Raw genomic sequence first — 26,055 nt, forward strand, 5'->3', positions numbered from 1 at the left:
GCTTGCAGCTGAACGCTTACTGCTCGTAACTTATGCTGCTTACATACCAGGTCGCTTCGCCAGTAGGTGTATGCACCAGCACCTCATCACCCTCCTCTTTCTTGAGCAGGGCCCGCGCCATGGGCGAATCGATCGAGATATAGTCATTGCGTCCATAGATCTCGTCGTACCCGACGATGCGAAACTTCAGGGCTTCGCCGTCATCGTTTTCGATCTCCACCCAGGCACCGAAGAAGACCTTGCCCTCCTGCTGCGGCGAATAGGCAACCACCTTGACGTCTTCGAGGCGCTTGCGCAGGTATCGGACCCGACGGTCGATCTCACGCAGCAACTTCTTGTTGTACTGGTAGTCGGCATTCTCGCTGCGATCCCCCAGCGAGGCAGCCCAAGCCACCTTCTGGGTGATTTCCGGGCGATACACCCGCCACAGATGGTCCAGCTCTTTCTTCAGAGCTTCATGGCCTTCTGTCGTGATGATATTGGTACTCAACAGCGGGTTCCTCAGCGTCGGGTAATCAGGCCCTGGCGTGCGATGCGGGTGAGGTGGCCGATCACTTCGGCAGCATCCTGCGCGGCAGGTGCCTGGATCACCGCCAGATCGAAGCGGTCGTTGCCAAACTGCTCCAGCCGGCACGCGGTTTCGGCAAACTGGATGAGGAAGGCGCGGGCCTGGCCTTTGCGACGGGACAAGCCTTCGAGATGACGCAAAAGAGTAGGCTGATGCTGGCCACCGAGCAGAATGCGCGGTGTGCGGGTGGCCTGGCTGGCAGGCAGTGGGCTCAAGCAGACACTGGTACGTGGGCAACTCATGGAGTGTTTCTCCGCCTCGCAAATCCCGCTGGGCAGCGGTGGGAGGCGTCACCGAACCAGCGCTTTAGCGGTATTTCGGATGACCCGGGGCTGGGTTTTCCTGCGCCCCGCAAGTAGCTGTTTAAATCGGCGCAGGCGGTATGCTAGAGCTACACGCGGCAAGCTGCAAGCCCCAAGCTGAAAGTCATCAACTTGAGGCCTGCAGCATGAGCTGTCAGCGGGCGATCAATCGGTCTACGGAGAAGCGACCAGCGCCTTCGATCAGTACCGCGACGGTACCCGCCAGCAACGCCAGGGCGAACTCATAGCCATTGTTGGACATGAACAGGCCGTTACCGATGTGTACCGAGAAAATTGCCACCACCAGGGTTACGCTCAGTGCCAGCGCCGCCGGGCGAGCCAGCAGGCCGATCACCAAGGCCAGGCCGCCGAAGAACTCGGCGCTGCCGGACAGCAGGGCCATCAGGTAGCCGGGGGCCAGGCCGATGCTCTCCATCCACTGGCCGGTGCCCTCCAACCCGTAGCCGCCGAACAGGCCGAAGAGTTTCTGCGCACCGTGCGCCATGAAGATGATGCCGACCAGGATGCGAACCACGCTCAGGCCCAGGCCAGCGTGGGTGGAGAGCAGTTTGATGATTGCGTTGTTCATTGGGTGACTTCCTTGAAAGCTGGGATGTTGTGTTGGGATGGGCGCCATAATAATCGACATAAAAGATATATAAATCGCAAAAAACCCAGCATACAAATCAAATAAATCGATTTATCAGCGATTCCCCCTCCGCTCCAGCACCGCACGCTCACGGTTGAACGCCAGGAAGTACTTGTTCACGCTGTTGACGAAGTTCACCGGCCCCATGCCCACCTGCTCCATCGCGACCCGTTCAGTCTGAAAGAACCATTGATTGCCATTGAGGCCACGCTTGCGAGCCTCGACACGCATGGCCTGGACCCGCTCGGGCCCAAGGTTGTAGGCGGCCAGCACAAAGGCCATGCGCTCACGCTCGTTGATCTTCGGGCTGGCAAAGAACTTGCGGCGGATCAACGCCAGGTAACGGGCGCTGGCCTGGACATTGCCATCCACCGTTGCGGTATTGCTGACCCCGACCCGTTGGGCAGCTGCAGGAGTGATCTGCATCAGGCCATGCGCCCCGCCACTGCCGCGCGCCGCCGGGTTGAGGGTCGACTCCTTGAAGGCCAACGCAGCAAGGTTCAGCCAGTCGATCTGTTGCGCCTGGCCATGTTTCTGCAGCACCGCGCGCACAGAAGCCAGGCGCTGACGGTCCTTGCGCGCAAGCGGGTTGTGCACGCGGTACTGGCGCCGGTAGATGCGCTCGAAGGCAGCGTCCTGGTTTTCCGGCGCGCGGTAGCCCTGCAGAAAACGATCGACCGTGGCCTGCAGCAGCGTCGCATCTCGGCGCACATACCAGCGCATGGCTTGCGGCGGGCCCAGTTGCAGTCGGCTATCCAGGCGCAGGCGTGGCATTACCCGGGCCCAGCGCAGCGCGATCGGCCGCTCCACCACGGTCAGGTGATAGATGCCGGCCTGGACCATCTCCAGCACGTCCTCCACCGCCAGGGTCGAATCGACCCACTCGATCTTGACGGGCGGGCGCTTGCGCAGCGCCAGGTGCTGGTTGATCTGCTGGATCAGCGCGCCGGCGGCACTGGCACTGGTCAACGCCACGGTGCGCCCGGACAACTGCTCGACGCGGGTGAAACTGCGCTCGCCCTTGCGCCCGACCAGCCACAACGGCACCTGGTCCAGGACCGGAGCACTGCTGTTCACGCCACCGACCAGGCTCGGGTCGAGCAATTCGCCCGGGGCGGCAAGGTCGCCCTCACCGCGCTGCAGGGCCCCGAGTAGTTGCTCTTTGGCTCTGGGGATGAGTTTGAGCCGCACCTGTTGCCCGTCGCCGGCCCGGGCGTTGAGGTAATGCTCAAGCGCACGCAAGCGGTAGTACTCGATGCCGACGGGCTCGCCCTTGACCTCACCGGAACTGTTGCGGCTTTGGTTGACCAGTACCCGCAGCACCTTGCTGCTGCGGATCTGTTCAAGGTCACGGGCCTTGCTCACCGGCACGTTCTGCTGCGGCCCCGGCAGGCGTGCGTAGGCGGGACCGACGCTCATCAGGCCAAGCGCCAGCAGCAGGGCGAGCAGGTATCGCAGCATGCGAAGACGTATCCGAGGTCGGTGGGCAGCATCCATGTGTGCGAGCAACTCGTGATAAATGACGGCAAAAGACCATCGCAACAGCCTGAAGTTCTTGGCTTTTTCCCGGAAATCGCGCTTTTTGCTATGCTGGCCGTCCCGCGGCACGAGGTAGCACCATGCAACTGATCGATATCGGCGTCAACCTGACCAATAGCAGTTTCCACGACCAGCAGGCCGCCATCGTCGAGCGCGCCATCGAAGCCGGCGTAGTGCAGATGATCCTTACCGGCACCAGCCTCGCGGTCAGCGAGCAGGCGCTAGAGCTGTGCCAGCAGCTGGACCCCGCCAGCGAGCACCTGTTCGCCACAGCCGGCGTACACCCGCACGACGCCAAAGCGTGGGACGCCAACAGCGACCAACGACTGCGCCAGTTACTGAATGAAGCGCGTGTGCGCGCCGTAGGCGAATGCGGGCTGGACTTCAACCGCGACTTCTCCCCTCGCCCACTCCAGGAAAAAGCCCTGGAAGCTCAATTGGCGCTGGCCGCCGAGTTGCGCCTGCCTGTGTTCCTGCATGAGCGTGATGCCAGCGAGCGCTTGCTGGCGATTGTGAAGGACTACCGCGACCACCTGCCTGCCGCCGTGGTGCATTGCTTCACCGGCGAGCGCGACGCACTGTTCGCCTACCTGGACATGGACCTGCACATCGGCATCACCGGGTGGATTTGTGACGAACGCCGCGGCACGCACCTGCATCCGCTGGTGGGCAATATCCCACAAGGGCGCCTGATGCTGGAGAGTGATGCCCCGTATCTGCTGCCGCGCAGTCTGCGACCGAAACCGAAGAGCGGGCGCAACGAGCCGGCTTTTTTGCCAGAGGTGCTGCGGGAGGTAGCGTTGCACCGAGGTGAACGTGTTGAAGATACCGCGGCGCACACCACTGCAACGGCTCGGGCATTTTTCCAGCTGACCTGAGCTTGATCGGGCATAAACGGTTTGTTGATACACGTCAAAACCTCCCAGGCGTGAGCGGGCACAATGATGGCACCTTGCCAATAATGTTTCCGCTCAACTCAGAGAAGACCTACCCATGGGTGCCTGGCTTAGCAATATTTCCCTGAAGTACAAGTTCTGGGCCGTCAACGCAGTGGCCTTTGTCACCACCTTGATGCTGGTGCTTTATGCCGTGCACCTGGAGCAGCGAGCCCGCGCCGAGGCTGTGCAGATCCAGGCGCAATCCCAGGCACAGCTGCTGGCCGCCTGGCCGCAAGGGCTTGCCCTGCCCCGCCAGGCCAACGTGATCACCTGGCAACCCGGCCAAACCCCGACCTTTGCCGGCCAAAGCCTGGATGCACTGCGTAATGCACAAGGCTGGGTAGCACTCCCGGCCGCCTGGCTCTTCGGTAACAACCCGCTGCGGGGTGCTCAGGTACTGCGCCATGGCGACGAGCAGGTGGCGGTACTGGCCCAGGCACCGAGCGTGCGCCAGGTGTTCTTCGAGCGTTTTGCCAACTACGCGGTTTGTGTGCTGATCCTGATGCTGGCCATGCTCTGCGCCTCGCAACTTTTGATCCGCTTCCTGCTGAGCCAACTCAACACCCTCAAGGACGTCATGCTGCACGTGGAAAAAACCGGTGACCTGTCGGCCCGCGTGCCTCTGGCTTGCGGAGACGAAGTGGGCCAGATGGCAGGCGCGTTCAACGCCATGCAGTCGACCTACCACCGCGTGGTCAGCACCGTGGCACGCACAGCCGCGCAACTCGATTCGGGCGCCGCGCGCCTGGCCACGAGCATGAACGAAGTTCGCCACGGCATGCTCGGCCAGCAAAGCGAGACCGACCAGGCAGCCACGGCGATCAACGAGATGTCCGCCACCGTGCACCATATCGCCCAGCATGCCGGCGCCACCCGCGACCTGTCGCAGACCGCCGACACCCTCGCTGGCAGCGGCAAGAATGTGGTCAACCGGGTGCAGGATTCGATTGCCGGGCTATCCAGCGGTGTGCAGCAGACCGCCGAAATGATCCGCCAACTGGCCGAGGACAGCCAGAAGATCAATGGCGTGGTCAACGTCATCCACAGTATTGCCGAACAGACCAACCTGCTGGCGCTCAATGCCGCCATCGAAGCAGCGCGCGCCGGCGAAATGGGCCGTGGCTTTGCGGTGGTCGCCGATGAAGTGCGCAGCCTGGCCAAACGCGTGCAAACCTCCACCGACGAGATCACCGGCATGGTGGCCGACCTGCAGGCCGGTACCCGCGATGCGGTGGAGTTCATGCAGGAAAGCTCTTACAAAGCTGACGACTGCGTGCGCCAGGCCAAGGAAGCCGGCGCAGCGCTCGCCGAAATTACCGGCGCCGTGGCGCAGATGCGCGAGAGCAACACCCAGATAGCCGTCGCCGCCGAGCAGCAGAGCCAGGTGGCGGAAGAAATGAACCGGGCAGTAGTCAGCATCCGTGACGTCACGGAGGAAACCGTGCAGCAGACTGTCGATTCGGCCACCACCAGCAGCGAACTGGCGACCCTGGCCGGCGAGCTGAACAAGGCCATCGGCCAGCTCAAACTATAGTCACCATAGCCAGCCTCGATTGGCTGTGACCACCGGGCCGCACTAAGCTTTGGGCATGACCGCGAGGAACTGCCCATGAGCAAACGACTGCCCAACTTGCCCGCCTGGCAATGGCGCGGCTATCACCACAACCACCGCCATCCGACCAACCTGGTGCTGCACCTGATTGCCGTGCCGCTGTTCATCCTTGGCGCTCTACTGGTGCTGTCAGGCTTGTTCGCCCTGGACCTTGGCCAGATTGCTGTCGGCATCATTTCCCTGATCGCCGGCCTGGGCCTGCAGCGTCAGGGCCACCGCCTGGAGGCCGAGCAGCCGGAACCGTTCGCCAACCGCAAGGACGCCGTGCAGCGCCTGCTGACCGAGCAATTCATCACCTTCCCGCGTTTTGTGCTCAGTGGTGCCTGGTGGCGCGCCTGGCGCGGACGGCACAAACATCGGCGTTGAATCTCAAGCGAACACTGTGACCGTCTGCCGGCTCAATGCCAGCAACTCACCTTCAGCCGTCCACAGGGCAGCTGCGGCATGCCCGTAACCATCGCGGGCGTGTTCCGTCTCGACGCAGTAGCGGCACCAGTCCAACGTCGACAGCCTGGCAACCGGCTGGATGAATTCGATGGTCCAGGTCAGCGTACTGCCTGCTGCGGGCTGCTTCAGGTAAGGCATGAGGCTGGGCGGCCAGGCATCGACCAGCGCTAAAAGGTGGGCCTCGTTGACCTGCTCCTGGGCAACATCCCGCAAGCGCACCCAGCCGCCCATGTGCCGTGACTGATTGCCACTGAACGGCAACCCACCAACCGCCCAGCGCAGGGCAACATGGCGCATGAACTCAGGTGTGACGCCTTTGATGTAAGGAAGCTCAGGGGCGGCATCCTCAAGCGCCTTCATCTCCATGGCCGGCACTGCAGGAACATTCACCACCGATGCCCGCCCGGCGCCGAAATTGCCCTGCACCAAAGTCACCACTTGGCCATCCTGAATCGCTCGACCAAGCAGGGTGCTGACGGCTTTGCCCTCGCGCAGCACTTCGACTTCAAAACGGGTTGGCACGTCGGGAGCGGCGGGGGCGACGAAACTGATGGCCAGGGAACGCACCGGGCGGCTATCGGCGAGCTTCAGGCGCATGGCCTCATACACCATGGCGGCCATCAGGCCACCGAATGCGGCACGCCCTTGGGCCCAGTTGGGCGGAACACTGACGCCGTCGGGGTGTGCTCGCACGGCGTCGAGCAGTTGGTTGAAGTTCATGGGCCGGCTCCTGCAGCAGCGAAAGGTGTCAGCCAATACTAGCGAGCAACCTTGCGTCGAACAGCCCGCATATCGGTCATTTGCCGGGCTTGCGCCGCTGCAGCGCTGCCTGCAAGGCATCCAGTGTCACGTCGGACTGGCGTTCGGCGTCATCCAGCTCCTGCTCCCAATCGACCTTGCAGGGCGCGAGATCCGCATGCGATTGAGCCTGCAACAGCCATTGCAAGCGATCATGCCAGTTACCCAAATCGCTCTGGGCTTGTTTTAGCATGCGCTGCAGCGGCTTGCCGGCATGATCGAGTTGCGGATAGGCCTGGTCGCCATAGCGCACACGTTTGATCAACAGGCGCAGGCGGTGGCGGTCGTGGGCCGGGTCCTGCAAGGCTTCCTGCAGCTTGCGCCATTGCTTGACCAGGCGTTTGTCGACACGCTTGCGCAGTGACTTGGCCAACCCTTCACGGCCCGCTGCGCGCAGGAACAGCGGGAAGGCATCGAGGATGGCAAGTACACGGCTCAGCTGCGCGCTGGTGGCCACGCCGGCAAAGGTGGCAGCCCGCCCTTGCAGACGCCGCTGCCCCGCCTGGGCAACGCCGCGCTTGATCAACTCGGCCGCCAGTACCTCACGGTCACGTAGCGGCGTGGTCAAGGTACCAAGGGCTTTCGCAGCGTCCTCCAACTGCTCGACCCCCGGCAAGCCCCTCAGCGGCCGTAACAGGCTGCGCAAGCGCCTCAGGCCTATGCGCAGATCGTGCAAGGCTTCGCTGTCGGTATCGGCAGCGAGGCGCTCGCGACAAGCCAGCAGGCGCACCTGCAAGGCCACTACCTGGGCAACCACATGGTCGAGCATGCTGGACATACAGCGCTCCTCGGTCAGCGCCCGGCGCGCGACTCACGAATGTAGAAACGCGCCTTTTCGGCTTTATTGGTGCAACCTTCGAAGCCTTCGAACTGCTGCTGGGTCTTGGCCCCGGTCAAAAGCGACAAAGCCTTGGAATAGCTGACAGTACCGGCAAAGCCTTCAGCCTTGGCCAGGTCAAGCTCCTTCCAGGCGGCATCGAGCTGCGACGCGCAGCTGTCACGGTAAGCCGTCTTGCCCGCACAGCCGGCAAGGGCCAGGGCAATCAGAGGAAGGCAGATCCAGGCTTTCATCGGTAATACCTCAGAGGTTCAAATAGAATGGCTGTTCGACGCGTGGGCACCTGAAAAGTGCCGCGCCCGGCACGTTTTGCCTAGAGTCTACATTGAAGCACAGGCAACGCTCGGTGCATTGTAGGACCATGGATGCAAAAGCCGGGGATGATCATGAGCAAACGTGTAGCACTGGTATTGGGATCGGGGGGCGCTCGGGGCTATGCCCATATCGGCGTGATCGAGGAAATCGAACGGCGCGGCTACGAGATCGCCTGCATTGCCGGTTGCTCGATGGGCGCGGTGGTCGGGGGCATATACGCGGCGGGCAAACTCGATGAATACCGCAACTGGATCGAAAGCCTGGATTACCTGGACGTACTGCGTCTGGTCGATGTCAGCTTCCGCCTTGGTGCCATTCGCGGCGACAAGGTGTTTGGGCAAATCCGCAAGATCGTTGGCGAAATCAATATCGAGCAATTACGCATCCCCTACACGGCAGTGGCCACCGACCTGACCCACCAGCAGGAGATCTGGTTCCAGGAAGGCTGCCTGCACCAGGCAATGCGCGCTTCGGCGGCAATTCCAAGCCTGTTCACGCCGGTAATGCAAGGCAACCGCATGCTGGTCGACGGCGGCATCCTCAACCCGCTGCCGATCGTGCCGGTGGTGTCCAGCCACTGCGACATGATCATTGCGGTGAACCTCAACTCCACCAACCAGAAGCAATACCAGTTGCCTGTCATCGAGCGGCCGGCAGCATTCAGGATGCGCTTTGACGCGCTGATCAATTCGCTGGGGTCGCGCATGCCGTTTCGGCGCAAGCCCGTCGAGGAACTGATGCGCATCGAACAGGAGATCACCGGCGAGGGCCTGATTCCACCCAACCCCTGGCTGGCCGATACGGCCGACCCCGAAGCGCAGCAACCGACGGCGGCACCGCAGAGCGAGGGCGCGCCAAAATCAGCCACAGGGTCGATCATCGTCGACAACGTAGGGCCAGCTTCGCTGCTGGACCTGATCAACCAGAGTTTCGAGGTCATGCAGACGTCGTTGGCGCAATACAAGATCGCGGGGTATCCACCGGACGTGCTGATCAACGTGCCCAAGCGGGTATGCCGCTTCTTCGAGTTCTACAAGGCGCCGGAGCTGATTGCCTTGGGCCGGGAGATTGCGCGGGATACGCTGGATAACTATGAGGGGGAGAAGCGCTGAGGCGAACCCGGCGCTTACGCCCGTGCCACAGAAACGAAACAGGCCGCATCATGCGGCCTGTTTCATTACCAGACAGTCACTCAGTAGCGAGTGATGTCCGCACTGCCTTCGAGCTGCTTGCGGTATGCCGCAAAGTCCTGCTGGCCCGCACGCGAAGCGAGATAGCGGCGGATCTGCTGCTTCTCTTCAGCGCTGGCGGCGGCACCTTCGTTGACACCTTTGAGCTGCAGCACGACCAGGCTGCCATCGGCCAGAACCACGCTGCCATATACCGGCTTGCCCTTGGCTTGCGGCTTGGCCAGGCGGAACAGTGCCTGCAACTCGGCCGGGTCGATACCGTCCTGGCTGCGGGTGACTGCTTCGTAGGCCTTCCAGCTCTGGCCTTCCTGGGCAGTATCGGTAGCGACCGAGCCGTCACGCAGGCCGGCGATCAGCTTGTCCGCCTTGGCCTTGAGCTCGGCGGTTGCCTTCTCCTTGGCCAGGTGTTCGCTGATTTTCTTGGCCACGGCTTCGAGCGGCATCTGCTCCGGCTTGCGGTGCTCCTTGACGCGCAATACCACCGTGGTTTCCGGGTCCAGCTCGATGGCGGTGCTGTTGGCAGCCTCCTCCAGCACTTCCTCGGAAAACGCAGCCTGGACCACGGCACGGTTGGCCGTGATGCCTTCACCGCCCTCACGGCCGAATGGCGCCGACGTATGCACCTTGAGGTTCAGGTCCTGGGCGGGCTGGGCCAGGTCGGCAGCCTCGTAGGCAGCATCCTGCAACTGCTTGCTGGCATCGACATAGCGCTGCTCGACCAGCGGAGTCTTCAGGTCTCGCGTGAGCTTGTCCTTCAGGCTGGCAAAACTCGGGACTTCCGGCGCCTGCTTGCCCAGCAGCTTGATCAGGTGATAACCGAACTGGGTACGCACCGGTGCAGACACCTGGCCATCGTCGAGCTTGTACAGCGCGTCCTCGAAGACCGGGTCATACACCCCCGGGCCGGCGAAGCCAAGGTCGCCACCGCTGTTGGCCGAACCCGGGTCCTGGGAGAACTCCTTGGCCAGTTTGGCGAAGTCTTCACCTTTGGCCAGGCGTTGCTCGACCTCTTCGATGCGGGCCTTGGCCTGGGCATCGGTGACCTTGTCATTGACCTCGACAAGGATGTGCGCAGCGTGGCGCTGTTCGGCCAGGTTGGCGATTTCCTTCTCGTACTGGGCCTTGAGCTCGTCGTCGGTAACCTTCACCTGATCGAAGAATGCCGACTTCTTCAGCTCGACATAGTCGATGACCACTTGATCCGGCGTCATGAACTCCTTGGCGTGCTGTTCATAATGGGCCTTGACCTCGTCATCGCTGACCTTGACCGCAGCCGGGTTGGCCTTGAAGGTCAACGAAGCGAAGTCGCGGGTCTGGTTTTCCAGGCGAGCGAAGGCGTCGACCTGCTGGTCGGTCACGAAGCTGCTGCCGGCAATACCCGTGCGTACCTGGCCGATCAGCATTTCTTCGGCGAGCATCTGGCGGAACTGCAAGCGGCCATAGCCCATCTGGCGGATGACCTGATCGAAACGGTCAGCGTTGAACTTGCCATCAACCTGGAATTCCGGCGTCTGCAGGATCACTTGATCCAGCGCGGCCTCACTGAAGGCGAACTTGGCATCTTCGGCACCCTGCAGTAGCAGCTTGCGTTCGATAAGCCCTTTGAGCGCGGCATCGCGCAGCAATTTCTCGTCCAGCAGTGCCGGGTCGAAATCCTTGCCCAGCTGTTGCATCAGCTGGCGGCGCTGCATGTCGGCCGCCTGGCTCAGCTCGTTCTGGCTGATGGTCTGGCCGTTCACCTTGGCGGCGTCCTGACTATGGCTGGCGGCCTGGAAAATGGCCTCGAAGCCCGTCAACGCCATCAGCACGACGATGAGGCCGATGATGGTCTTGGCAATCCAACCTTGTGAATTGTCCCTGATATTTTGCAGCATGCGTCCCCCAGAAACGGCTGTACCACTGCGTCGACAACCGCGGAGCGTGGGTAGAATCCTGATAAAAGAAAGGCGCATCCGAGGATGCGCCTTTTCTTAGCAAACGTGTCAGGCGGGAACGTTTGCGACCCGCCTTCAGCGTGCTCGGACCTGGCCAGGCCGGGTCCGGCTGAAAGAGACGACTTAGTTGACGGCGTCTTTCAGGCCTTTGCCAGCCTTGAAGCCTGGAACCTTGGCAGCAGCGATCTTGATGGTCTTGCCAGTTTGCGGGTTACGGCCATCGCGCTCTGCGCGCTCTTTGACCGAGAAGGTACCGAAGCCAACCAGAACGACGTCGTCGCCTGCTTTCAGGGCACCAGTCACGGAGTCAATTACTGCATCCAGCGCGCGGCCGGCTACAGCTTTCGGGATGTCAGCAGATGCGGCGATAGCGTCAATCAGTTCCGACTTGTTCACTCTAAGTCCCCTTATTTCTCTATTGAGTTTGTTTCTAAGTATGTAATGAAAAGCTTATGAAACGTGCGCTGGGTGGCCTGGTGACAATAGCGTGCCGCTTTATAGCAAGGCCCCGAAAATACTGTCAAGGAAAGCCCCCCAGCCAAAAACTACTAATGCGTGCTAATTCGTTCCTTAGCATCGCCGTCGCGCTTTTCATCTTTCGCGACAATCTCAGGAGCCACATCTGGCAAGGGCTCCGGGGCGTATTGCAGCGCAATTTGCAGGACTTCGTCAATCCATTTGACCGGTTTGATCTGCAGATCCTGTTTGATATTTTCCGGAATCTCCTTCAGATCGCGAACATTCTCCTCTGGAATGATCACCGTCTTGATCCCGCCACGGTGTGCCGCCAGCAGTTTTTCCTTCAACCCGCCAATGGCCAATACCTGCCCACGCAAGGTGATTTCACCGGTCATGGCAACATCTGCACGCACTGGAATCTGCGTCAGCGCCGACACCAGCGCGGTGCACATGCCGATACCGGCGCTCGGGCCATCCTTGGGCGTAGCACCCTCGGGCATGTGGATGTGCACGTCGTGCTTCTCATGGAAGTCGGCGGCAATCCCCAGGCTGCGGGCGCGGCTGCGGACTACGGTTTGCGCGGCGGTGATCGACTCGACCATGACGTCGCCGAGCGAACCGGTCTTGATCAGTTGGCCCTTGCCAGGGATGACCACCGACTCGATGGTCAGCAATTCGCCACCCACCTGGGTCCAGGCAAGGCCGGTCACCTGGCCGATCTGGTCCTGCTGCTCGGCCAGGCCGTAGCGGAACTTGCGCACACCCAACAGGTGCTCGAGCTGCTCACTGGTGACCTTGACCTTGACCTGCTTCTGGCCGGTATGTTCCTTGACGACCTTGCGGCAAACCTTGGCAATTTGCCGCTCAAGGCCACGTACACCGGCTTCGCGGGTGTAGTAACGGATGATGTCGCGGATCGCCGAGGTGTCGATCTCGAGCTCTTCCTTCTTCAAACCGTTGGCCTTGACCTGCTTAGGTGTCAGGTATTTGACCGCGATGTTGATCTTCTCGTCCTCGGTGTAACCCGGCAGGCGAATGACTTCCATGCGGTCAAGCAGCGCCGGCGGGATGTTCATCGAGTTCGAGGTGCACAGGAACATCACGTCAGAGAGGTCGTAATCGACCTCCAGATAGTGGTCGTTGAAGTTGTGGTTCTGCTCAGGGTCGAGCACTTCCAGCAGCGCCGAGGCCGGGTCGCCACGCATGTCGCTGCCCATCTTGTCGATCTCGTCGAGCAGGAACAGCGGGTTGCGCACACCCACCTTGGTCATCTTCTGGATCAAGCGGCCTGGCATCGAACCGATGTAGGTCCGACGGTGGCCGCGAATCTCGGCCTCGTCACGCACGCCACCCAAGGCCATGCGCACGAACTTGCGGTTGGTCGCAGCGGCGATCGACTCGGCCAGCGAGGTCTTGCCCACGCCTGGCGGGCCAACCAGGCACAGCACCGGGCCGCGAATTTTCTTCACGCGCTTCTGCACGGCGAGGTATTCGAGGATGCGTTCCTTGACCTCTTCAAGGCCATAATGGTCCGCATCGAGAATTTCCTCAGCCTTGGACAGGTCCAGTCGAACCTTGCTCTGGGCCTTCCACGGCACCTGCACGAGCCAGTCGAGGTAGGTCCGCACCACGGTGGCCTCGGCCGACATCGGCGACATCTGCTTGAGTTTGTTAAGCTCCGCCTGAGCCTTGGCCAGGGCATCTTTCGGCAGGCCAGCGGCTTCAATGCGCTTTTTCAGCTCTTCGACTTCGTTGTGGCCTTCGTCGCCATCGCCGAGCTCTTTCTGAATGGCCTTCATCTGCTCATTCAGGTAGTACTCGCGCTGGCTGCGCTCCATCTGTTTCTTGACCCGGCCACGGATACGCTTCTCGACCTGCAGCAGGTCGATTTCAGCATCCAGCATCGCAAGCACATGCTCGACACGGGTGGACAGATCGACGATCTCGAGAATTTCCTGCTTCTGCTCGATCTTCAGGGCCATGTGTGCGGCCATGGTATCGACCAGGCGCCCAGGCTCCTCGATGCTGTTCAGCGACGACAGCACTTCGGCAGGGACTTTCTTGCCCAACTGCACGTACTGCTCGAACTGCGACAGCAGCGTGCGCACAAAGACTTCCGACTCGCGCTCGGCGGCGTCGGTTTCGTCGATCAGGGAAACTTCGGCACGGATGTGCCCTTCAACTTCGGTAAAGCGCTCGACTGCACCCCGCTGCTCGCCCTCGACCAGCACCTTGACGGTGCCATCAGGCAGCTTCAGCAGTTGCAGCACGGTAGCGACGGTACCGACGCGATACAGGGCGTCTTCGCCCGGATCATCGTCGGCGGGGTTCTTCTGGGCCAGCAGAAGGATCTGCTTCTCGCCAGTCATCGCAGCCTCAAGGGCCTCGATGGACTTCTCACGCCCCACGAACAGTGGGATGACCATGTGCGGATAAACAACGACATCGCGCAATGGCAAAAGAGGCAAGTCGAGGGTGGTCTTCATGATTTCGCCTCTACAGCGGCCTTATGGCCGGAAACCGGTGGAAATGATGCTTGGACCTAATGTGGGGGCACGCCTGGGAAATTACAAGCGCTTGCACAGGAAAAGCAGAAAGGGGCCCGCATGGGCCCCTTTCTTGCTTGCTGCCACCTGACCGACTCAGGCGTCGGGTGCGGCCTTGGCTTGCGGCTCGCTGTTCTCGTAGATCAGCAACGGCTGCGAAGTGCCTTCGATGACGCTCTCGTCGATCACCACTTTGCTGACTTCCTTCTGCGAAGGAATTTCATACATGGTGTCGAGCAGAACGCCCTCGAGGATCGAACGCAGGCCGCGGGCGCCAGTCTTGCGCTCCAGGGCCTTGCGTGCGACGGCCTTGAGCGCATCACTGCGGAACTCAAGGTCAACGCTTTCCATCTCGAACAGCCTGGCGTACTGCTTGGTCAGGGCGTTCTTCGGCTCAGTGAGGATCTGCATCAGCGCAGCCTCGTCCAGCTCGTCGAGGGTTGCCAGAACCGGCAGACGGCCGACGAACTCGGGGATCAGGCCAAACTTGACCAGGTCATCCGGCTCGACTTCACGCAGCGACTCGCCAACCTTCTTGCCCTCTTCCTTGCTGCGTACTTCAGCGCCAAAACCGATGCCACCCTTGGTGGAGCGGTTCTGGATGACCTTTTCCAGGCCTGAGAAGGCGCCACCGCAAATGAACAGGATGTTGCGGGTATCCACCTGCAGGAATTCCTGTTGCGGGTGCTTGCGCCCCCCTTGCGGCGGAACGGAGGCAACGGTGCCTTCGATCAGCTTGAGCAGTGCCTGCTGCACGCCTTCACCCGAAACGTCACGGGTGATCGACGGGTTGTCCGACTTGCGCGAAATCTTGTCGATCTCGTCGATGTAAACAATGCCCATCTGGGCTTTTTCCACATCGTAGTCGCACTTCTGCAGCAGTTTCTGAATGATGTTCTCGACGTCCTCACCCACGTAACCGGCTTCGGTCAGGGTGGTGGCGTCAGCAATGGTGAACGGCACGTTCAACAGGCGAGCCAGGGTTTCGGCGAGCAGGGTCTTGCCCGAGCCTGTAGGCCCGATGAGCAGGATGTTGCTCTTGCCGAGTTCAACCTCGTCACCTTTCTTGTCACGCTGGTTCAGGCGCTTGTAGTGGTTGTACACCGCTACCGAAAGCACCTTCTTGGCGCGCTCCTGACCAATCACATACTGGTCCAGGATGCCGCTGATTTCTTTCGGCGAAGGCAATTTGTGCGCGCTGCTTTCGGCCTGGGCTTCCTGCACCTCCTCTCGGATGATGTCGTTGCACAGGTCGACGCACTCGTCGCAGATAAATACCGAGGGCCCGGCAATCAGTTTGCGCACTTCGTGCTGGCTTTTGCCGCAGAAGGAGCAATAAAGCAATTTGCCGCTGTCCTCGCCGTTACGGGTGTCAGTCATTCGATCGATCCAATCCGGTAGGCTTGCAACACAAGATGAAGGCAATTGCGGGCTTTTTCAAGTCCGCAGGTAGGCGCTTTGGGCGCCTGCCTGCTCTGGCACCTGGGTTCAGGAGGCCAGTTGCCGCTTGTCGTATACCGAGTCGATCAGGCCGTACTCGGCCGCGCGCGAGGCGCTCATGAAATTGTCACGTTCGGTGTCGCGCTTGATGGTCTCCAGATCCTGGCCGGTGTGGTAGGCCAGCAGCTCGTTCAGACGCGCTTTGATGTTGAGGATTTCCTGGGCATGGATCTCGATATCGGTCGCCTGGCCCTGGAAGCCGCCGAGCGGCTGGTGAATCATCACCCGCGAGTTAGGCAGGCAGTGACGCTTGCCCTTGGCACCGGCGGCCAACAGGAAGGCACCCATGCTGCAGGCTTGGCCGATGCAGATGGTCGAGACGTCCGGCTTGATGAATTGCATGGTGTCGTAGATCGACATGCCAGCCGTTACCGAGCCGCCTGGGGAGTTGATGTAAAGATGGATATCCTTGTCCGGGTTTTCCGCCTCAAGGAACAGCATCTGCGCCACTACCAGGTTGGCCATGTAGTCCTCTACCGGGCCGACCAGGAAGATCACTCGCTCCTTCAACAGGCGCGAGTAGATGTCATAGGCACGTTCGCCACGGGCGGACTGCTCGATAACCATCGGGACCAGGCCGCCTGCGGCCTGGATGTCAGAGCTCTGCTGAATATAAGAATTGCGGGACATGTCCTGCGCTCACTCCCAAATAGTCATGGCTTGAATACGCACAAGCCAGCGCGAAGGCTGGCTTGTGGGGGTTTCCTACGAGAGGGCCGCCTTACTCAGCTTCGGCAGGAGCCTGCGCTGGTTTTACGGCTTCTTCGTACGAGACCGATTTGTCGGTCACAGTCGCTTTCTGCAGAACAGTATCTACAACTTGTTCTTCCAGTACAACCGAACGTACCTCGTTCATCTGCTGGTCGTTTTTGTAGTACCAAGCGATGACCTGCTCAGGCTCCTGGTAAGCCGAAGCCATTTCTTCGATCATTTCACGAACCTTGCCTTCGTCCGGCTTCAGTTCGAACTGCTTGACCACTTCGGCGACGATCAGGCCCAGCACCACACGGCGCTTGGCTTGCTCTTCGAACAGCTCGGCCGGCAGCTGCTCAGGCTTGATGTTGCCACCGAACTGCTGAACAGCCTGGACGCGCAGGCGGTTGACTTCATTTTCCAGCAGAGCCTTCGGCACTTCGATCGGGTTGGCGGCCAGCAGACCGTCCATGACCTGGTTCTTCACCTTGGTCTTGATCGCCTGACGCAGTTCACGCTCCATGTTCTTGCGAACTTCGGCGCGGAAGCCTTCCAGGGTCGATTCCTTGATGCCGAACTGGGCGAAGAACTCTTCGTTCAGTTCTGGCAGCTGAGGTGCCGAAACGCTGTTGACGGTGATGGTGAACTCGGCAGCTTTGCCAGCCAGGTCCAGGTTCTGGTAATCCTCAGGGAAGGTCACGTTGACAACGCGCTCTTCGCCAGCCTTGGCGCCAACCAGGCCGTCTTCGAAGCCTGGGATCATGCGGCCGGAGCCCAGTACCAGCTGGGTACCCTTGGCCGAACCACCGGCGAAGGCTTCACCGTCGATCTTGCCGACGAAGTCGATGTTGACCTGGTCGTCTTTCTCGGCAGCGCGCTCGACGGCCTCGAAGCGCACGTTCTGCTTGCGCAGCACTTCCAGCATGTTGTCCAGGTCGGCATCAGCCACTTCGGCGCTCAGGCGCTCGACGCTGATCGACTCCAGGCCGGCAACGGCGAACTCTGGGAACACTTCGAAGATGGCGACGAACTCCAGGTCCTTGCCCTTTTCGAAGGACTTCGGCTCTACAGCAGGCGCGCCAGCCGGGTTCAGCTTCTGCTCGACGATGGCTTCGTAGAAGGAAGCCTGGACCAGGTCACCGAAAGCCTCTTGACGGGCATCGGCTTCGAAACGCTGGCGGATCACGCTCATCGGCACTTTGCCTGGGCGGAAGCCCGCGACCTTGGCGCGCTTGGCAGTCTGCTGCAGACGCTTGTTGACTTCGTTCTCGACGCGCTCGGCCGGAACGGCGATGGTCATGCGGCGCTCGAGAGCGGAAGTGTTTTCAACAGAAACTTGCATGGATATTCCTCGTTGCACAGACGTTAGCCGGCGTTAGCCCGACTCCAGAATCAAGGGCAAGCATTCTAGTGAGTCACGCACCAGAAGTCACCCCACCCGGGACGACGGGAAACCACGCCGGTCGATTAGCTTGCAAGGCCCGCACGGCGTATCGCCGGGCCTCTATATATATGCAGGGTGCGCAACGCCGTCGGCGGCACGCAACCGTAATACTTTGTCAAACAACTACAGCCCGCAAAAACGCCCTTATTCAGGGTCGATTTCATTGAACTGGCAGTACTCTTCCCAAGCCATACCCAGCGCTTGGGCCACTTCGCGATGGGTCTCCAGGCGCATGGCCTGAAGTTGCTCGGGGCTTTCGGCGATCAACTGCAGCGCCAGCTCCCAAGGCTGGATGCCCTGCTGGTCGGCGGCATCCTCGAACGCCCATTCGATCTGCTGGGCCTGTTCGCGCGCATCCAGCCCACGGATTTCCTCGAGCAGTTGCGGATTGGCCTCGGCGAAGCGCTGAAGCGCCAGCGCCTGACGGGCTTCTTTTGCAATCATTGGATTAATCCTTTGCTGGCCTAATCCAGCCGGTATTTCAACCGACTGAAATCTATCAGCTTTTATTGGGGTGTCGCCAGAGGATTGCAAGGGCTGTCAGAGGTATTGCGCAGGCCTCAAGAACTGCGCGCCCCTGCAGGAGCCGGCTTGCCGGCGAGGCTGCATAGTTACACGCTCGTACGCATAACGCAGAAACAACAAAGGCGCCTGATCATACAATCAAGGCGCCTTCGAAAATATGGGGTGGACGATGGGAATCGAACCCACGACAACCGGAATCACAATCCGGCGCTCTACCAACTGAGCTACGCCCACCATATTGCGGTGTTACGGTACAACCTTACATAAACATGGTGCGGACGAAGAGACTCGAACTCTTACAGCTTGCGCCGCTGGAACCTAAATCCAGTGTGTCTACCAATTTCACCACGTCCGCATAACGCTTAAAACAAAGGCGCCAGATCTACAATCAAGGCGCCTCTGAAGAATATGGGGTGGACGATGGGAATCGAACCCACGACAACCGGAATCACAATCCGGCGCTCTACCAACTGAGCTACGCCCACCATATCGCTTTACTGCCTCACTTGCTTGCCCAAGCTGCCTAATGGCGCACCCGGCAGGACTCGAACCTGCGACCATCCGCTTAGAAGGCGGATGCTCTATCCAGCTGAGCTACGGGCGCATAAGCGTAAAGCCTAACCGAACGAGTAATACTAAAACCACTCATTCTGCCCGACTTCGCCAACCAGTGCTAGGCTGTGCCCGACAAGTGCGGCGAATCTTATAGGCGACCCGTATAAGCGTCAACACCTTTCTATAAAAAATTTAAATTATTTAAGGGGTTAGGGCATTTGCCCGACCACCCGCCTTTGCCCTCGGGCCGTGTCGTGCGAGAATGCGCCCTCTTTATTGTTCCTTTCTCGATGGTTAATCACGCGTCTATGACTGCACACCTAATCGATGGCAAGGCGATCGCCGCCAACCTGCGCAAGCAGATCGCTCAACGTGTCGAGGAGCGTCGCCAGCAAGGCCTGCGCACGCCGGGCCTGGCGGTGATCCTGGTCGGCACCGACCCCGCCTCCCAAGTCTATGTCTCGCACAAGCGCAAGGACTGCGAAGAGGTCGGTTTCATTTCGCAGGCCTTCGATCTGCCCAGCGAAACCACGCAGCAAGCCCTGACCGAGCTGATCGACCGCCTCAACGACGACCCGGCAGTGGACGGCATCCTGCTGCAACTGCCGCTGCCTGCACACCTGGATGCATCGCTGCTGCTCGAGCGCATCCGTCCGGACAAGGACGTCGATGGCTTCCACCCGTATAACATCGGTCGCCTGGCCCAGCGTATTCCGCTGCTGCGCCCGTGCACCCCTAAAGGCATCATGACCCTGCTCGAAAGCACCGGTCAGGACCTGTACGGCATGGACGCCGTGATCGTCGGCGCTTCCAACATCGTTGGCCGCCCGATGGCCATGGAGCTGCTGCTGGCCGGCTGCACCGTGACTGTCTGCCACCGCTTCACCAAGGACCTGGCCGGTCATGTCGGCCGTGCCGACCTGGTGGTCGTGGCTGCCGGCAAGCCGGGGCTGGTCAAGGGTGAGTGGGTCAAGGAAGGCGCCATCGTCATCGACGTGGGCATCAACCGCCAGGAAGACGGCAAGCTGGTCGGCGATGTGGTCTACGAGACCGCCCTGCCCCGCGCGGGCTGGATCACGCCGGTGCCGGGCGGCGTAGGGCCGATGACCCGGGCCTGCCTGCTGGAAAACACGCTGTATGCGGCAGAAGAGCTGCATAAGTAAGCTTGCGTGAAATGAAAACGGCACCTCTGGCAGGTGCCGTTTTTTTGCCTTGGATTCAGCAGCTTGCCGACGATGAACCCATTTGGGTCCCTAGCCGGTCACTTGCGCGCCGCCTCCCACGATTTCAGCAGCTCGTCATAGCTGACCGTCTCGCCCTTGGGCTTCTCGTTGGCCAGTTTCGGTTTTGGCGCCCCCGGCTGGTCGAACCAGTACTGTGCGTCTTTTTCAGGGTTCAGCTTAGGCGCGCAGGTGGCCTGGGCATTGGAGCGCTGCAACCGCTCCATCATGCGGTCCTGATCCCGGGCCAAGCCATCCAGCGCTTCTTGCGGCGTTTTCTCGCCACTGGCCACTTCGGCGATATGGCTCCACCACAGTTGTGCCAGGCGAGGATAGTCCGGCACGTTGGTCCCGGTCGGGGTCCATTGCACCCGTGCCGGGCTACGATAGAACTCCACCAGCCCGCCAAGCTTGGGCGCCAGGTCGGTCATGGCCTGGGAGTTGATGTCCGACTCGCGGATCGGCGTCAGGCCAACGATGGTCTTTTTCAACGACACGGTCTTGGAGGTGACGAACTGGGCGTATAGCCAAGCGGCCAGGCGCTGCTTCTCGGGGGTGGACTTGAAGAAGGTCCAGGAGCCGGTGTCCTGATAGCCCAGCTTCATCCCCTCCTCCCAGTATGGCCCCTTGGGCGAGGGCGCCATGCGCCACTTCGGCGTGCCGTCAGCGTTGACCACCGGCAGCCCCGGCTTGGTCATGTCGGCGGTAAAGGCGGTGTACCAGAAGATCTGCTGGGCGATGTTGCCTTGCGCAGGCACCGGGCCGGCCTCGGAGAAGGTCATGCCTTGCGCTTCCTTGGGCGCATAGGCGCGCATCCAGTCGACGTACTTCTGCGTGGCATAGACGGCCGCCGGGCCATTGGTGTCGCCGCCACGGGTCACGCTGGACCCTACCGGGTGGCAATCCTCCACGCGGATGCCCCACTCGTCCACTGGCAAGCCATTGGGCAGCCCTTTGTCGCCACCACCGGCCATGGAGAACCAGGCATCGGTGAAGCGCCACCCCAGCGAAGGGTCCTTCTTGCCATAGTCCATGTGGCCATAGACGCGCTTGCCATCGATTTCCTTGACGTCTTCGGTGAAGAATTTGGCGATGTCCTCATAGGCGGACCAGTTCACCGGCACGCCCAGCTCGTAACCGTACTTTTCCTTGAACCTGGCCTTGAGCTCGGGCCGCTCGAACCAGTCGGCGCGGAACCAGTACAGGTTGGCGAACTGCTGGTCGGGCAACTGATAAACCTTGCCATCCGGCGCGGTGGTGAACGAAATGCCAATGAAGTCCTTCAGGTCCAGGGTCGGCGAGGTGTAGTCCTTGCCTTCGTTGGCCATCAGATCAGTGATCGACTCCACCTTGCCGTAGCGAAAGTGCGTACCGATCAGGTCGGAGTCGTTGACCCAGCCGTCGTAGATGTTCTTGTCCGACTGCATCTGCGTCTGCAGCTTCTCCACCACGTCGCCTTCCTGCAGCAGGTCGTGGGTCAGCTGGATCCCGGTGATCTCGCTGAAGGCCTTGGCCAGCACCTTGGACTCGTACTCATGGGTGGTGATGGTTTCCGACACCACATTGATCTTCATCCCGCGAAACGGCTCGGCGGCCTTGATGAACCACTTGAGTTCGGCCAACTGCTGCTCCGGCGTCAGGGTCGACGGTTTGAACTCGCTGGTGATCCATTTCGACGCCGCATCCTCGTACTGGTCGGCCCACGCCGCACCGTGTACGCCCGCCAGTACCAGCATCGCGGCCAGGGTCAAATGTCGCCGGTTGTGTTTGTTATGGAACATTGTGCTCTCCCGTTTGAGTTATTCCCCGGAGCCGTCGCTCAGCCCCAGCGCAGCACCACCACGAGCCAGCCCAGCGACAGCAGCGAGGCCACCCATAAAGGCCAGTCGCTGACCCCGACTACCAGCAAGTGCAGGTAGGCGCTGACCAACAGGCCGATGAACAACCGGTCGCCACGGCTGGTGACGATCGGCAGAAAGCCGCGCCGCTCCACACAGGGGCGGCGCAGTTCGCACAGGGTCATGCACAGCAGCAGTACGCCGACGACGGCGAAGAACAGCGCCGTGGGCAAGGTCCAGGCCATCCACTCCATGCGTTGCCCTCCTCACACCCGGCCCAGGGCAAAACCCTTGGCCACATGGTTGCGAACGAACCAGATCACCAGCATGCCTGGCAGGATGGTCAACACCCCTGCCGCCGCCAGCACGCCCCAGTCGATGCCCGAAGCAGACACCGTGCGGGTCATCACGGCGGCAATCGGCTTGGCGTTCACCGAAGTCAGGGTGCGCGCCAGCAACAGTTCGACCCAGGAAAACATGAAGCAGAAAAACGCCGTCACGCCGATGCCGGAGCCGATCAGCGGAATGAAAATTTTCACGAAGAAACGCGGGAAGCTGTAACCATCGATGTAGGCGGTTTCATCAATCTCCTTCGGCACGCCCGACATGAAGCCCTCGAGAATCCACACTGCCAGCGGCACGTTGAACAGGCAGTGGGCCAGGGCAACGGCAATGTGCGTATCGAACAGGCCGATGGACGAATAGAGCTGAAAGAACGGCAGCAGAAACACCGCAGGTGGGGCCATACGGTTGGTCAGCAACCAGAAGAACAGGTGGCGGTCACCGAGGAAGCGGTAGCGCGAGAAGGCATAGGCCGCCGGCAGCGCCACCAGCAGCGAAATCAGCGTGTTCAGGCACACGTAGTACAGCGAGTTGATGTAGCCGCTGTACCAGCTGGCATCGGTGAAGATCACCCGGTAGTTGTCGAGGGTGAACGCCTGCGGCCACAGGGTGAGGCCACCGAGTATCTCGGTGTTGCTCTTGAACGACATGTTCAGCAGCCAGTAGATCGGCACCAGCAGGAAGAAGAAGTACAGCAGCAGGGCCAGCGTCTTGCGTGTACTCATGGCCTAGTCCTTGTCGGCGTGGGTCATGGCGGTATAGAACAGCCACGACACCAGCAGAATGATCAGGAAATACACCAGCGAGAACGCCGCCGCCGGGCCCAGGTCGAACTGCCCGACCGCCATGCGGGTCAACGTCTGACTGAGGAAGGTAGTGGCGTTACCCGGCCCGCCTCCGGTGAGCACGAACGGCTCGGTGTAGATCATGAAGCTGTCCATGAAGCGCAGCATCACCGCGATCAGCAGCACGTTCTTGAGCTTGGGCAACTGGATATGCCGGAACACCGCCCAGCCCGATGCCCGGTCGATGCGAGCGGCCTGGTAGTACACGTCGGGGATGGCGCGCAGGCCCGAGTAGCACAGCAGCGCCACCAGTGATGTCCAGTGCCAGACGTCCATCACCAGCACGGTGAGCCAGGCGTCGAACGGGTCGCCGGCATAGTTGTAGCTGACGCCAAGCTTGGCCAGCGTGGCACCGAGCAGGCCGATATCGGCGCGGCCAAAGATCTGCCAGATGGTGCCGACCACATTCCACGGGATCAGCAGCGGGATGGCCATGACGATCAGGCATACCGAAGCCAGGCGCCCCTTGGTCGGCATGGTCAGGGCGATGCCGATGCCCAGCGGAATTTCGATCAGCAGCACGCAGGCGGAATAGATGAATTGGCGCAGCAAGGCATCGTGCAATGCCGGGTCGCGCAACACCTGGCGGTACCAGTCGGCGCCGACGAAGTAGCGGCTGGACTGGTCGAAAATGTCCTGCACCGAATAGTTGACCACCGTCATCATCGGCATCACGGCACTGAACGCCACCAGCAGGAACACCGGCAGCACCAGCCACCAGGCCTTGTTGTTCGGCACCTTGTTCATGGCACGGCCTCCAGCAGCAGATCGTCGACGTACAGCAGCAGCCACTGCGTCGGCAGGCTGACCCAGGCATGTGCCACCGGCACCGGGCGATCTTCTGCCAGGCGCGCCTTGAGCGCCACGCCGCCAAGCACCAGAGTGACGATGCGATAGGTGCCCAGGTCCTCGACGTCCAGCACTCGCGCAGGCAAGGCGCCCTCGAATGGGCTGTCCCACAGTTGCACGAACTCCGGGCGAATGCCCACTTGCAGGCGCCCGCCGCGCGTGCCCGCCAAGCGTTCGCGCAGGCCGTCGGGCAGTATCAGGTGCACATCGCCGAACGCGACCCCCGCCGCGTCGGCGCGCACGTCGATCAGGTTCATCCCCGGGCTGCCGATGAAGTAGCCGACAAAGGTATGCCGTGGCCGCTCGAACAGCTCACGCGGGGTGCCGAACTGGACGATGCGCCCGCCATGCATCACCGCGATCTTGTCGGCGAAGGTCGAAGCCTCCAGTTGATCGTGGGTCACGTAGATCATGGTGATGTTGAACTGCTCATGGATCTGCTTGAGCTTGCGCCGCAACTTCCATTTCAGGTGCGGGTCGATCACCGTCAACGGCTCGTCGAAAAGGATGGCCGAGACGTCATCGCGCACCAGGCCACGGCCCATGGACACTTTCTGCTTTTCGTCGGCGCTGAGGTTGCGCGCCTTTTTCTTCAGCACTGCGCCCAGGTCGAGCACTTCGGCGATTTCCTCGACCCGCGTGCGCACCCTGGCTTCGTCCAGGCCCTGGTTGCGCAAAGGGAACGCCAGGTTGTCGAACACCGTCATGGTGTCGTACACCACCGGGAACTGAAACACCTGGGCAATGTTGCGCTGCTGCGGCGAAAGGTCATTGACCGGCTTGCCGTCGAACAGCACCTGGCCATGGGAGGGCGTGAGCAGCCCCGAGATGATGTTCAGCAAGGTCGACTTGCCACACCCGGAAGGCCCGAGCAACGCATAAGCGCCGCCCTGCTCCCACACGTGCTCCAGTTGATGCAGTGCGTAGTCGCCCTCGGTGGCGGGTTGTCGGCTATAGCTGTGCGCCAGTTGGCGCAGGCGGATTTCGGCCATCAGGCGCTCCTTGCCTGGCGCAGGCCCGGTGCCTGTACCAGTGCCCCGGCGCTGTCGAAGACGAACAGCTTGTGGGTGGGTATGAAGACACGGATCGGCGTATCCACCTGATACTCGTGCACCCCCGGCAGGTGCAGGACCATCGGCCAGTGCTCGTTACGCACGTGCAGAAATGTCTCGGAACCGCTGATCTCGGCCAGTTCCACCCGCACCGCCAGTTCCAGGTCGTCATCGTGCGCCGGCACCAGGGTGAGGTGGCTGGGGCGCACGCCAAAGCGGTAAACGCCGTCGCCCAGGCGGTGCAGGTCGACATTGCGGGCGAAGTGCACGGCCTGGGCCAGGCTCACCTCATTGCCATTGATACGCCCCGGTATCAGGTTGATCGGCGGCTCGCTGAACAACTCGGCGGCCAGCACGCTGCCGGGCCGCTGGTAGACCTCGGCCGTCGGCCCGCTCTGGACGATTCGCCCCTCGTGCACCAGGGTGGTGGTGCCGCCCAGTGCCAGCGCTTCGTTGGGCTCGGTGGTGGCATACACGGCAATGCAGTTGCGCGCGGCGAACAACTCGCGCAGCTCCTGGCGCAGCCCTTCGCGCAGCTTGTAGTCGAGGTTGACCAGCGGCTCATCGAACAGGATCAACCCGGCATCCTTGACCAGCGCCCTGGCCATCGCCGTGCGCTGCTGTTGGCCGCCAGACAGCTCCAACGGCAAGCGTTGCAGGTAGGGTTCGATACGCAGCATTTCGGCAGTTTCCTGCACGCGCCGACGGATGTCCGGCTCGGCCAGGCGCGCCTGGCGCAGGGGTGAGGCGATGTTCTCGTACACGCTCAGGGTCGGGTAATTGATGAACTGCTGATACACCATCGACACATTGCGCCGGCGCACCGGCACGCCAGTGACATCTTCACCCGCCATCAGCACGCGGCCACGGTCGGGGCGGTCGAGCCCGGCCATCAGGCGCATGAGGCTGGTTTTGCCGGCCAGGGTCCGGCCAAGCAGCACGTTGAACGAGCCAGGCTCGAACTGCAGGGACGCGTCGATGATCCAGGGCTGGTTATCGACGCTGCGGCTGACCTGTTCCAGCACCAGAGACATGGCAGGACCTTGTTATTGTGGTT

Annotated in this window: 25 protein-coding genes and 4 tRNA genes; 5 read left to right on the forward strand and 24 right to left on the reverse strand. The window is 61.3% G+C overall.

Going from position 1 to position 26,055, the window contains the following annotated elements; genetic code table 11:
* Window positions 1-16 precede the first annotated feature (16 nt).
* The 4 genes from greB to IWW33_RS02760 form a co-directional block, all read right to left on the reverse strand.
* Window positions 17-490 (reverse strand): transcription elongation factor GreB, encoded by a 474-nt coding sequence (gene greB / locus IWW33_RS02745; RefSeq protein ID WP_115275363.1) that lies wholly within the window; start codon window positions 488-490, stop codon window positions 17-19.
* Between the two features lie 11 nt (window positions 491-501).
* Entirely contained in the window at window positions 502-810 is a 309-nt protein-coding gene (locus IWW33_RS02750) for a hypothetical protein (protein WP_046787940.1), read from the reverse strand.
* Window positions 811-1,024: 214 nt separating this feature from the next.
* On the reverse strand, window positions 1,025-1,459 hold the full coding sequence (locus IWW33_RS02755) for a DoxX family protein (protein WP_046787939.1): 435 nt from the start codon (window positions 1,457-1,459) through the stop codon (window positions 1,025-1,027).
* Between the two features lie 114 nt (window positions 1,460-1,573).
* Window positions 1,574-2,980 (reverse strand): transglycosylase SLT domain-containing protein, encoded by a 1,407-nt coding sequence (locus IWW33_RS02760; RefSeq protein ID WP_115275364.1) that lies wholly within the window; start codon window positions 2,978-2,980, stop codon window positions 1,574-1,576.
* 158 nt (window positions 2,981-3,138) lie between these two features.
* On the opposite strand from IWW33_RS02760, the gene IWW33_RS02765 reads away from it, so the two are divergent.
* From IWW33_RS02765 to IWW33_RS02775, 3 genes are all read left to right on the forward strand, one after another.
* The gene (locus IWW33_RS02765; protein WP_115275365.1) at window positions 3,139-3,936 is read left to right on the forward strand and encodes a TatD family hydrolase; all 798 of its coding nucleotides are present in this window, start codon (window positions 3,139-3,141) and stop codon (window positions 3,934-3,936) included.
* A 115-nt stretch (window positions 3,937-4,051) separates the two neighbouring features.
* The gene (locus tag IWW33_RS02770) at window positions 4,052-5,530 is read left to right on the forward strand and encodes a methyl-accepting chemotaxis protein (protein ID WP_046787936.1); all 1,479 of its coding nucleotides are present in this window, start codon (window positions 4,052-4,054) and stop codon (window positions 5,528-5,530) included.
* A gap of 75 nt (window positions 5,531-5,605) precedes the next feature.
* Entirely contained in the window at window positions 5,606-5,974 is a 369-nt protein-coding gene (locus tag IWW33_RS02775) for an Mpo1-like protein (RefSeq protein WP_125923210.1), read from the forward strand.
* 3 nt (window positions 5,975-5,977) lie between these two features.
* On the opposite strand, the gene IWW33_RS02780 is transcribed toward IWW33_RS02775, so the two are convergent.
* From IWW33_RS02780 to IWW33_RS02790, 3 genes are all read right to left on the reverse strand, one after another.
* Complete coding sequence (locus IWW33_RS02780) at window positions 5,978-6,775, reverse strand: thioesterase family protein (RefSeq protein WP_046787934.1); 798 nt, start codon at window positions 6,773-6,775, stop codon at window positions 5,978-5,980.
* A gap of 76 nt (window positions 6,776-6,851) precedes the next feature.
* Window positions 6,852-7,631: a CHAD domain-containing protein gene (locus IWW33_RS02785; protein ID WP_125923209.1), complete on the reverse strand. Its 780-nt coding sequence runs from the start codon at window positions 7,629-7,631 to the stop codon at window positions 6,852-6,854.
* Between the two features lie 14 nt (window positions 7,632-7,645).
* Entirely contained in the window at window positions 7,646-7,924 is a 279-nt protein-coding gene (locus IWW33_RS02790; RefSeq protein ID WP_012313650.1) for a hypothetical protein, read from the reverse strand.
* Window positions 7,925-8,077: 153 nt separating this feature from the next.
* Here IWW33_RS02790 and IWW33_RS02795 point away from each other — a divergent pair, with 153 nt between their 5' ends.
* Window positions 8,078-9,118: a patatin-like phospholipase family protein gene (locus tag IWW33_RS02795; protein ID WP_115275574.1), complete on the forward strand. Its 1,041-nt coding sequence runs from the start codon at window positions 8,078-8,080 to the stop codon at window positions 9,116-9,118.
* A gap of 80 nt (window positions 9,119-9,198) precedes the next feature.
* Here IWW33_RS02795 and IWW33_RS02800 read toward each other — a convergent pair whose 3' ends face one another.
* From IWW33_RS02800 to IWW33_RS02850, 11 genes are all read right to left on the reverse strand, one after another.
* Window positions 9,199-11,070, reverse strand: coding sequence for a SurA N-terminal domain-containing protein (locus IWW33_RS02800; RefSeq protein WP_125923208.1), 1,872 nt, complete (start codon window positions 11,068-11,070; stop codon window positions 9,199-9,201).
* A gap of 183 nt (window positions 11,071-11,253) precedes the next feature.
* Entirely contained in the window at window positions 11,254-11,526 is a 273-nt protein-coding gene (locus IWW33_RS02805) for an HU family DNA-binding protein (RefSeq protein WP_012313647.1), read from the reverse strand.
* A 152-nt stretch (window positions 11,527-11,678) separates the two neighbouring features.
* Window positions 11,679-14,075: an endopeptidase La gene (lon, locus tag IWW33_RS02810; RefSeq protein ID WP_046787930.1), complete on the reverse strand. Its 2,397-nt coding sequence runs from the start codon at window positions 14,073-14,075 to the stop codon at window positions 11,679-11,681.
* 156 nt (window positions 14,076-14,231) lie between these two features.
* Complete coding sequence (clpX, locus tag IWW33_RS02815; protein ID WP_012313645.1) at window positions 14,232-15,515, reverse strand: ATP-dependent Clp protease ATP-binding subunit ClpX; 1,284 nt, start codon at window positions 15,513-15,515, stop codon at window positions 14,232-14,234.
* A 108-nt stretch (window positions 15,516-15,623) separates the two neighbouring features.
* On the reverse strand, window positions 15,624-16,265 hold the full coding sequence (gene clpP, locus IWW33_RS02820; protein WP_009683825.1) for an ATP-dependent Clp endopeptidase proteolytic subunit ClpP: 642 nt from the start codon (window positions 16,263-16,265) through the stop codon (window positions 15,624-15,626).
* Between the two features lie 91 nt (window positions 16,266-16,356).
* Complete coding sequence (gene tig / locus IWW33_RS02825; protein ID WP_046787929.1) at window positions 16,357-17,670, reverse strand: trigger factor; 1,314 nt, start codon at window positions 17,668-17,670, stop codon at window positions 16,357-16,359.
* Window positions 17,671-17,916: 246 nt separating this feature from the next.
* Window positions 17,917-18,216, reverse strand: coding sequence for a DUF6388 family protein (locus tag IWW33_RS02830; protein ID WP_046787928.1), 300 nt, complete (start codon window positions 18,214-18,216; stop codon window positions 17,917-17,919).
* 239 nt (window positions 18,217-18,455) lie between these two features.
* Window positions 18,456-18,531, reverse strand: a tRNA-His gene (locus tag IWW33_RS02835).
* Window positions 18,532-18,567: 36 nt separating this feature from the next.
* Window positions 18,568-18,652: transfer RNA gene (locus IWW33_RS02840), tRNA-Leu, on the reverse strand.
* 54 nt (window positions 18,653-18,706) lie between these two features.
* Window positions 18,707-18,782: transfer RNA gene (locus IWW33_RS02845), tRNA-His, on the reverse strand.
* Between the two features lie 42 nt (window positions 18,783-18,824).
* Window positions 18,825-18,901, reverse strand: a tRNA-Arg gene (locus IWW33_RS02850).
* 259 nt (window positions 18,902-19,160) lie between these two features.
* Here IWW33_RS02850 and folD point away from each other — a divergent pair.
* A complete protein-coding gene (folD, locus tag IWW33_RS02855) occupies window positions 19,161-20,015 on the forward strand; it encodes a bifunctional methylenetetrahydrofolate dehydrogenase/methenyltetrahydrofolate cyclohydrolase FolD (protein ID WP_039603436.1) in 855 nt (284 codons plus the stop codon).
* Window positions 20,016-20,113: 98 nt separating this feature from the next.
* Here the strand turns inward: folD and IWW33_RS02860 are convergent, their stop codons facing one another.
* From IWW33_RS02860 to IWW33_RS02885, 6 genes are read right to left on the reverse strand one after another with little or no spacing between them, the layout of a single operon-like run.
* Window positions 20,114-21,853, reverse strand: a complete 1,740-nt coding sequence (locus tag IWW33_RS02860) for an ABC transporter substrate-binding protein (protein ID WP_119688604.1) — start codon at window positions 21,851-21,853, stop codon at window positions 20,114-20,116.
* Window positions 21,854-21,891: 38 nt separating this feature from the next.
* Complete coding sequence (locus IWW33_RS02865; RefSeq protein WP_119688603.1) at window positions 21,892-22,164, reverse strand: DUF2160 domain-containing protein; 273 nt, start codon at window positions 22,162-22,164, stop codon at window positions 21,892-21,894.
* A gap of 12 nt (window positions 22,165-22,176) precedes the next feature.
* On the reverse strand, window positions 22,177-22,977 hold the full coding sequence (locus IWW33_RS02870; protein WP_039603433.1) for a carbohydrate ABC transporter permease: 801 nt from the start codon (window positions 22,975-22,977) through the stop codon (window positions 22,177-22,179).
* A gap of 3 nt (window positions 22,978-22,980) precedes the next feature.
* The gene (locus tag IWW33_RS02875) at window positions 22,981-23,844 is read right to left on the reverse strand and encodes a sugar ABC transporter permease (protein ID WP_039603432.1); all 864 of its coding nucleotides are present in this window, start codon (window positions 23,842-23,844) and stop codon (window positions 22,981-22,983) included.
* On the reverse strand, window positions 23,841-24,938 hold the full coding sequence (locus IWW33_RS02880) for an ABC transporter ATP-binding protein (RefSeq protein ID WP_174141615.1): 1,098 nt from the start codon (window positions 24,936-24,938) through the stop codon (window positions 23,841-23,843). The genes IWW33_RS02875 and IWW33_RS02880 overlap by 4 nt, the downstream gene beginning before the upstream one ends.
* The gene (locus tag IWW33_RS02885; protein WP_119688601.1) at window positions 24,938-26,032 is read right to left on the reverse strand and encodes an ABC transporter ATP-binding protein; all 1,095 of its coding nucleotides are present in this window, start codon (window positions 26,030-26,032) and stop codon (window positions 24,938-24,940) included. The genes IWW33_RS02880 and IWW33_RS02885 overlap by 1 nt, the downstream gene beginning before the upstream one ends.
* Between the last annotated feature and the right edge of the window lie 23 nt (window positions 26,033-26,055).

Origin of the sequence: Pseudomonas sp. M2, assembly GCF_015751845.1 — a bacterium.
GTDB classification, from domain to species: domain Bacteria; phylum Pseudomonadota; class Gammaproteobacteria; order Pseudomonadales; family Pseudomonadaceae; genus Aquipseudomonas; species Aquipseudomonas putida_E.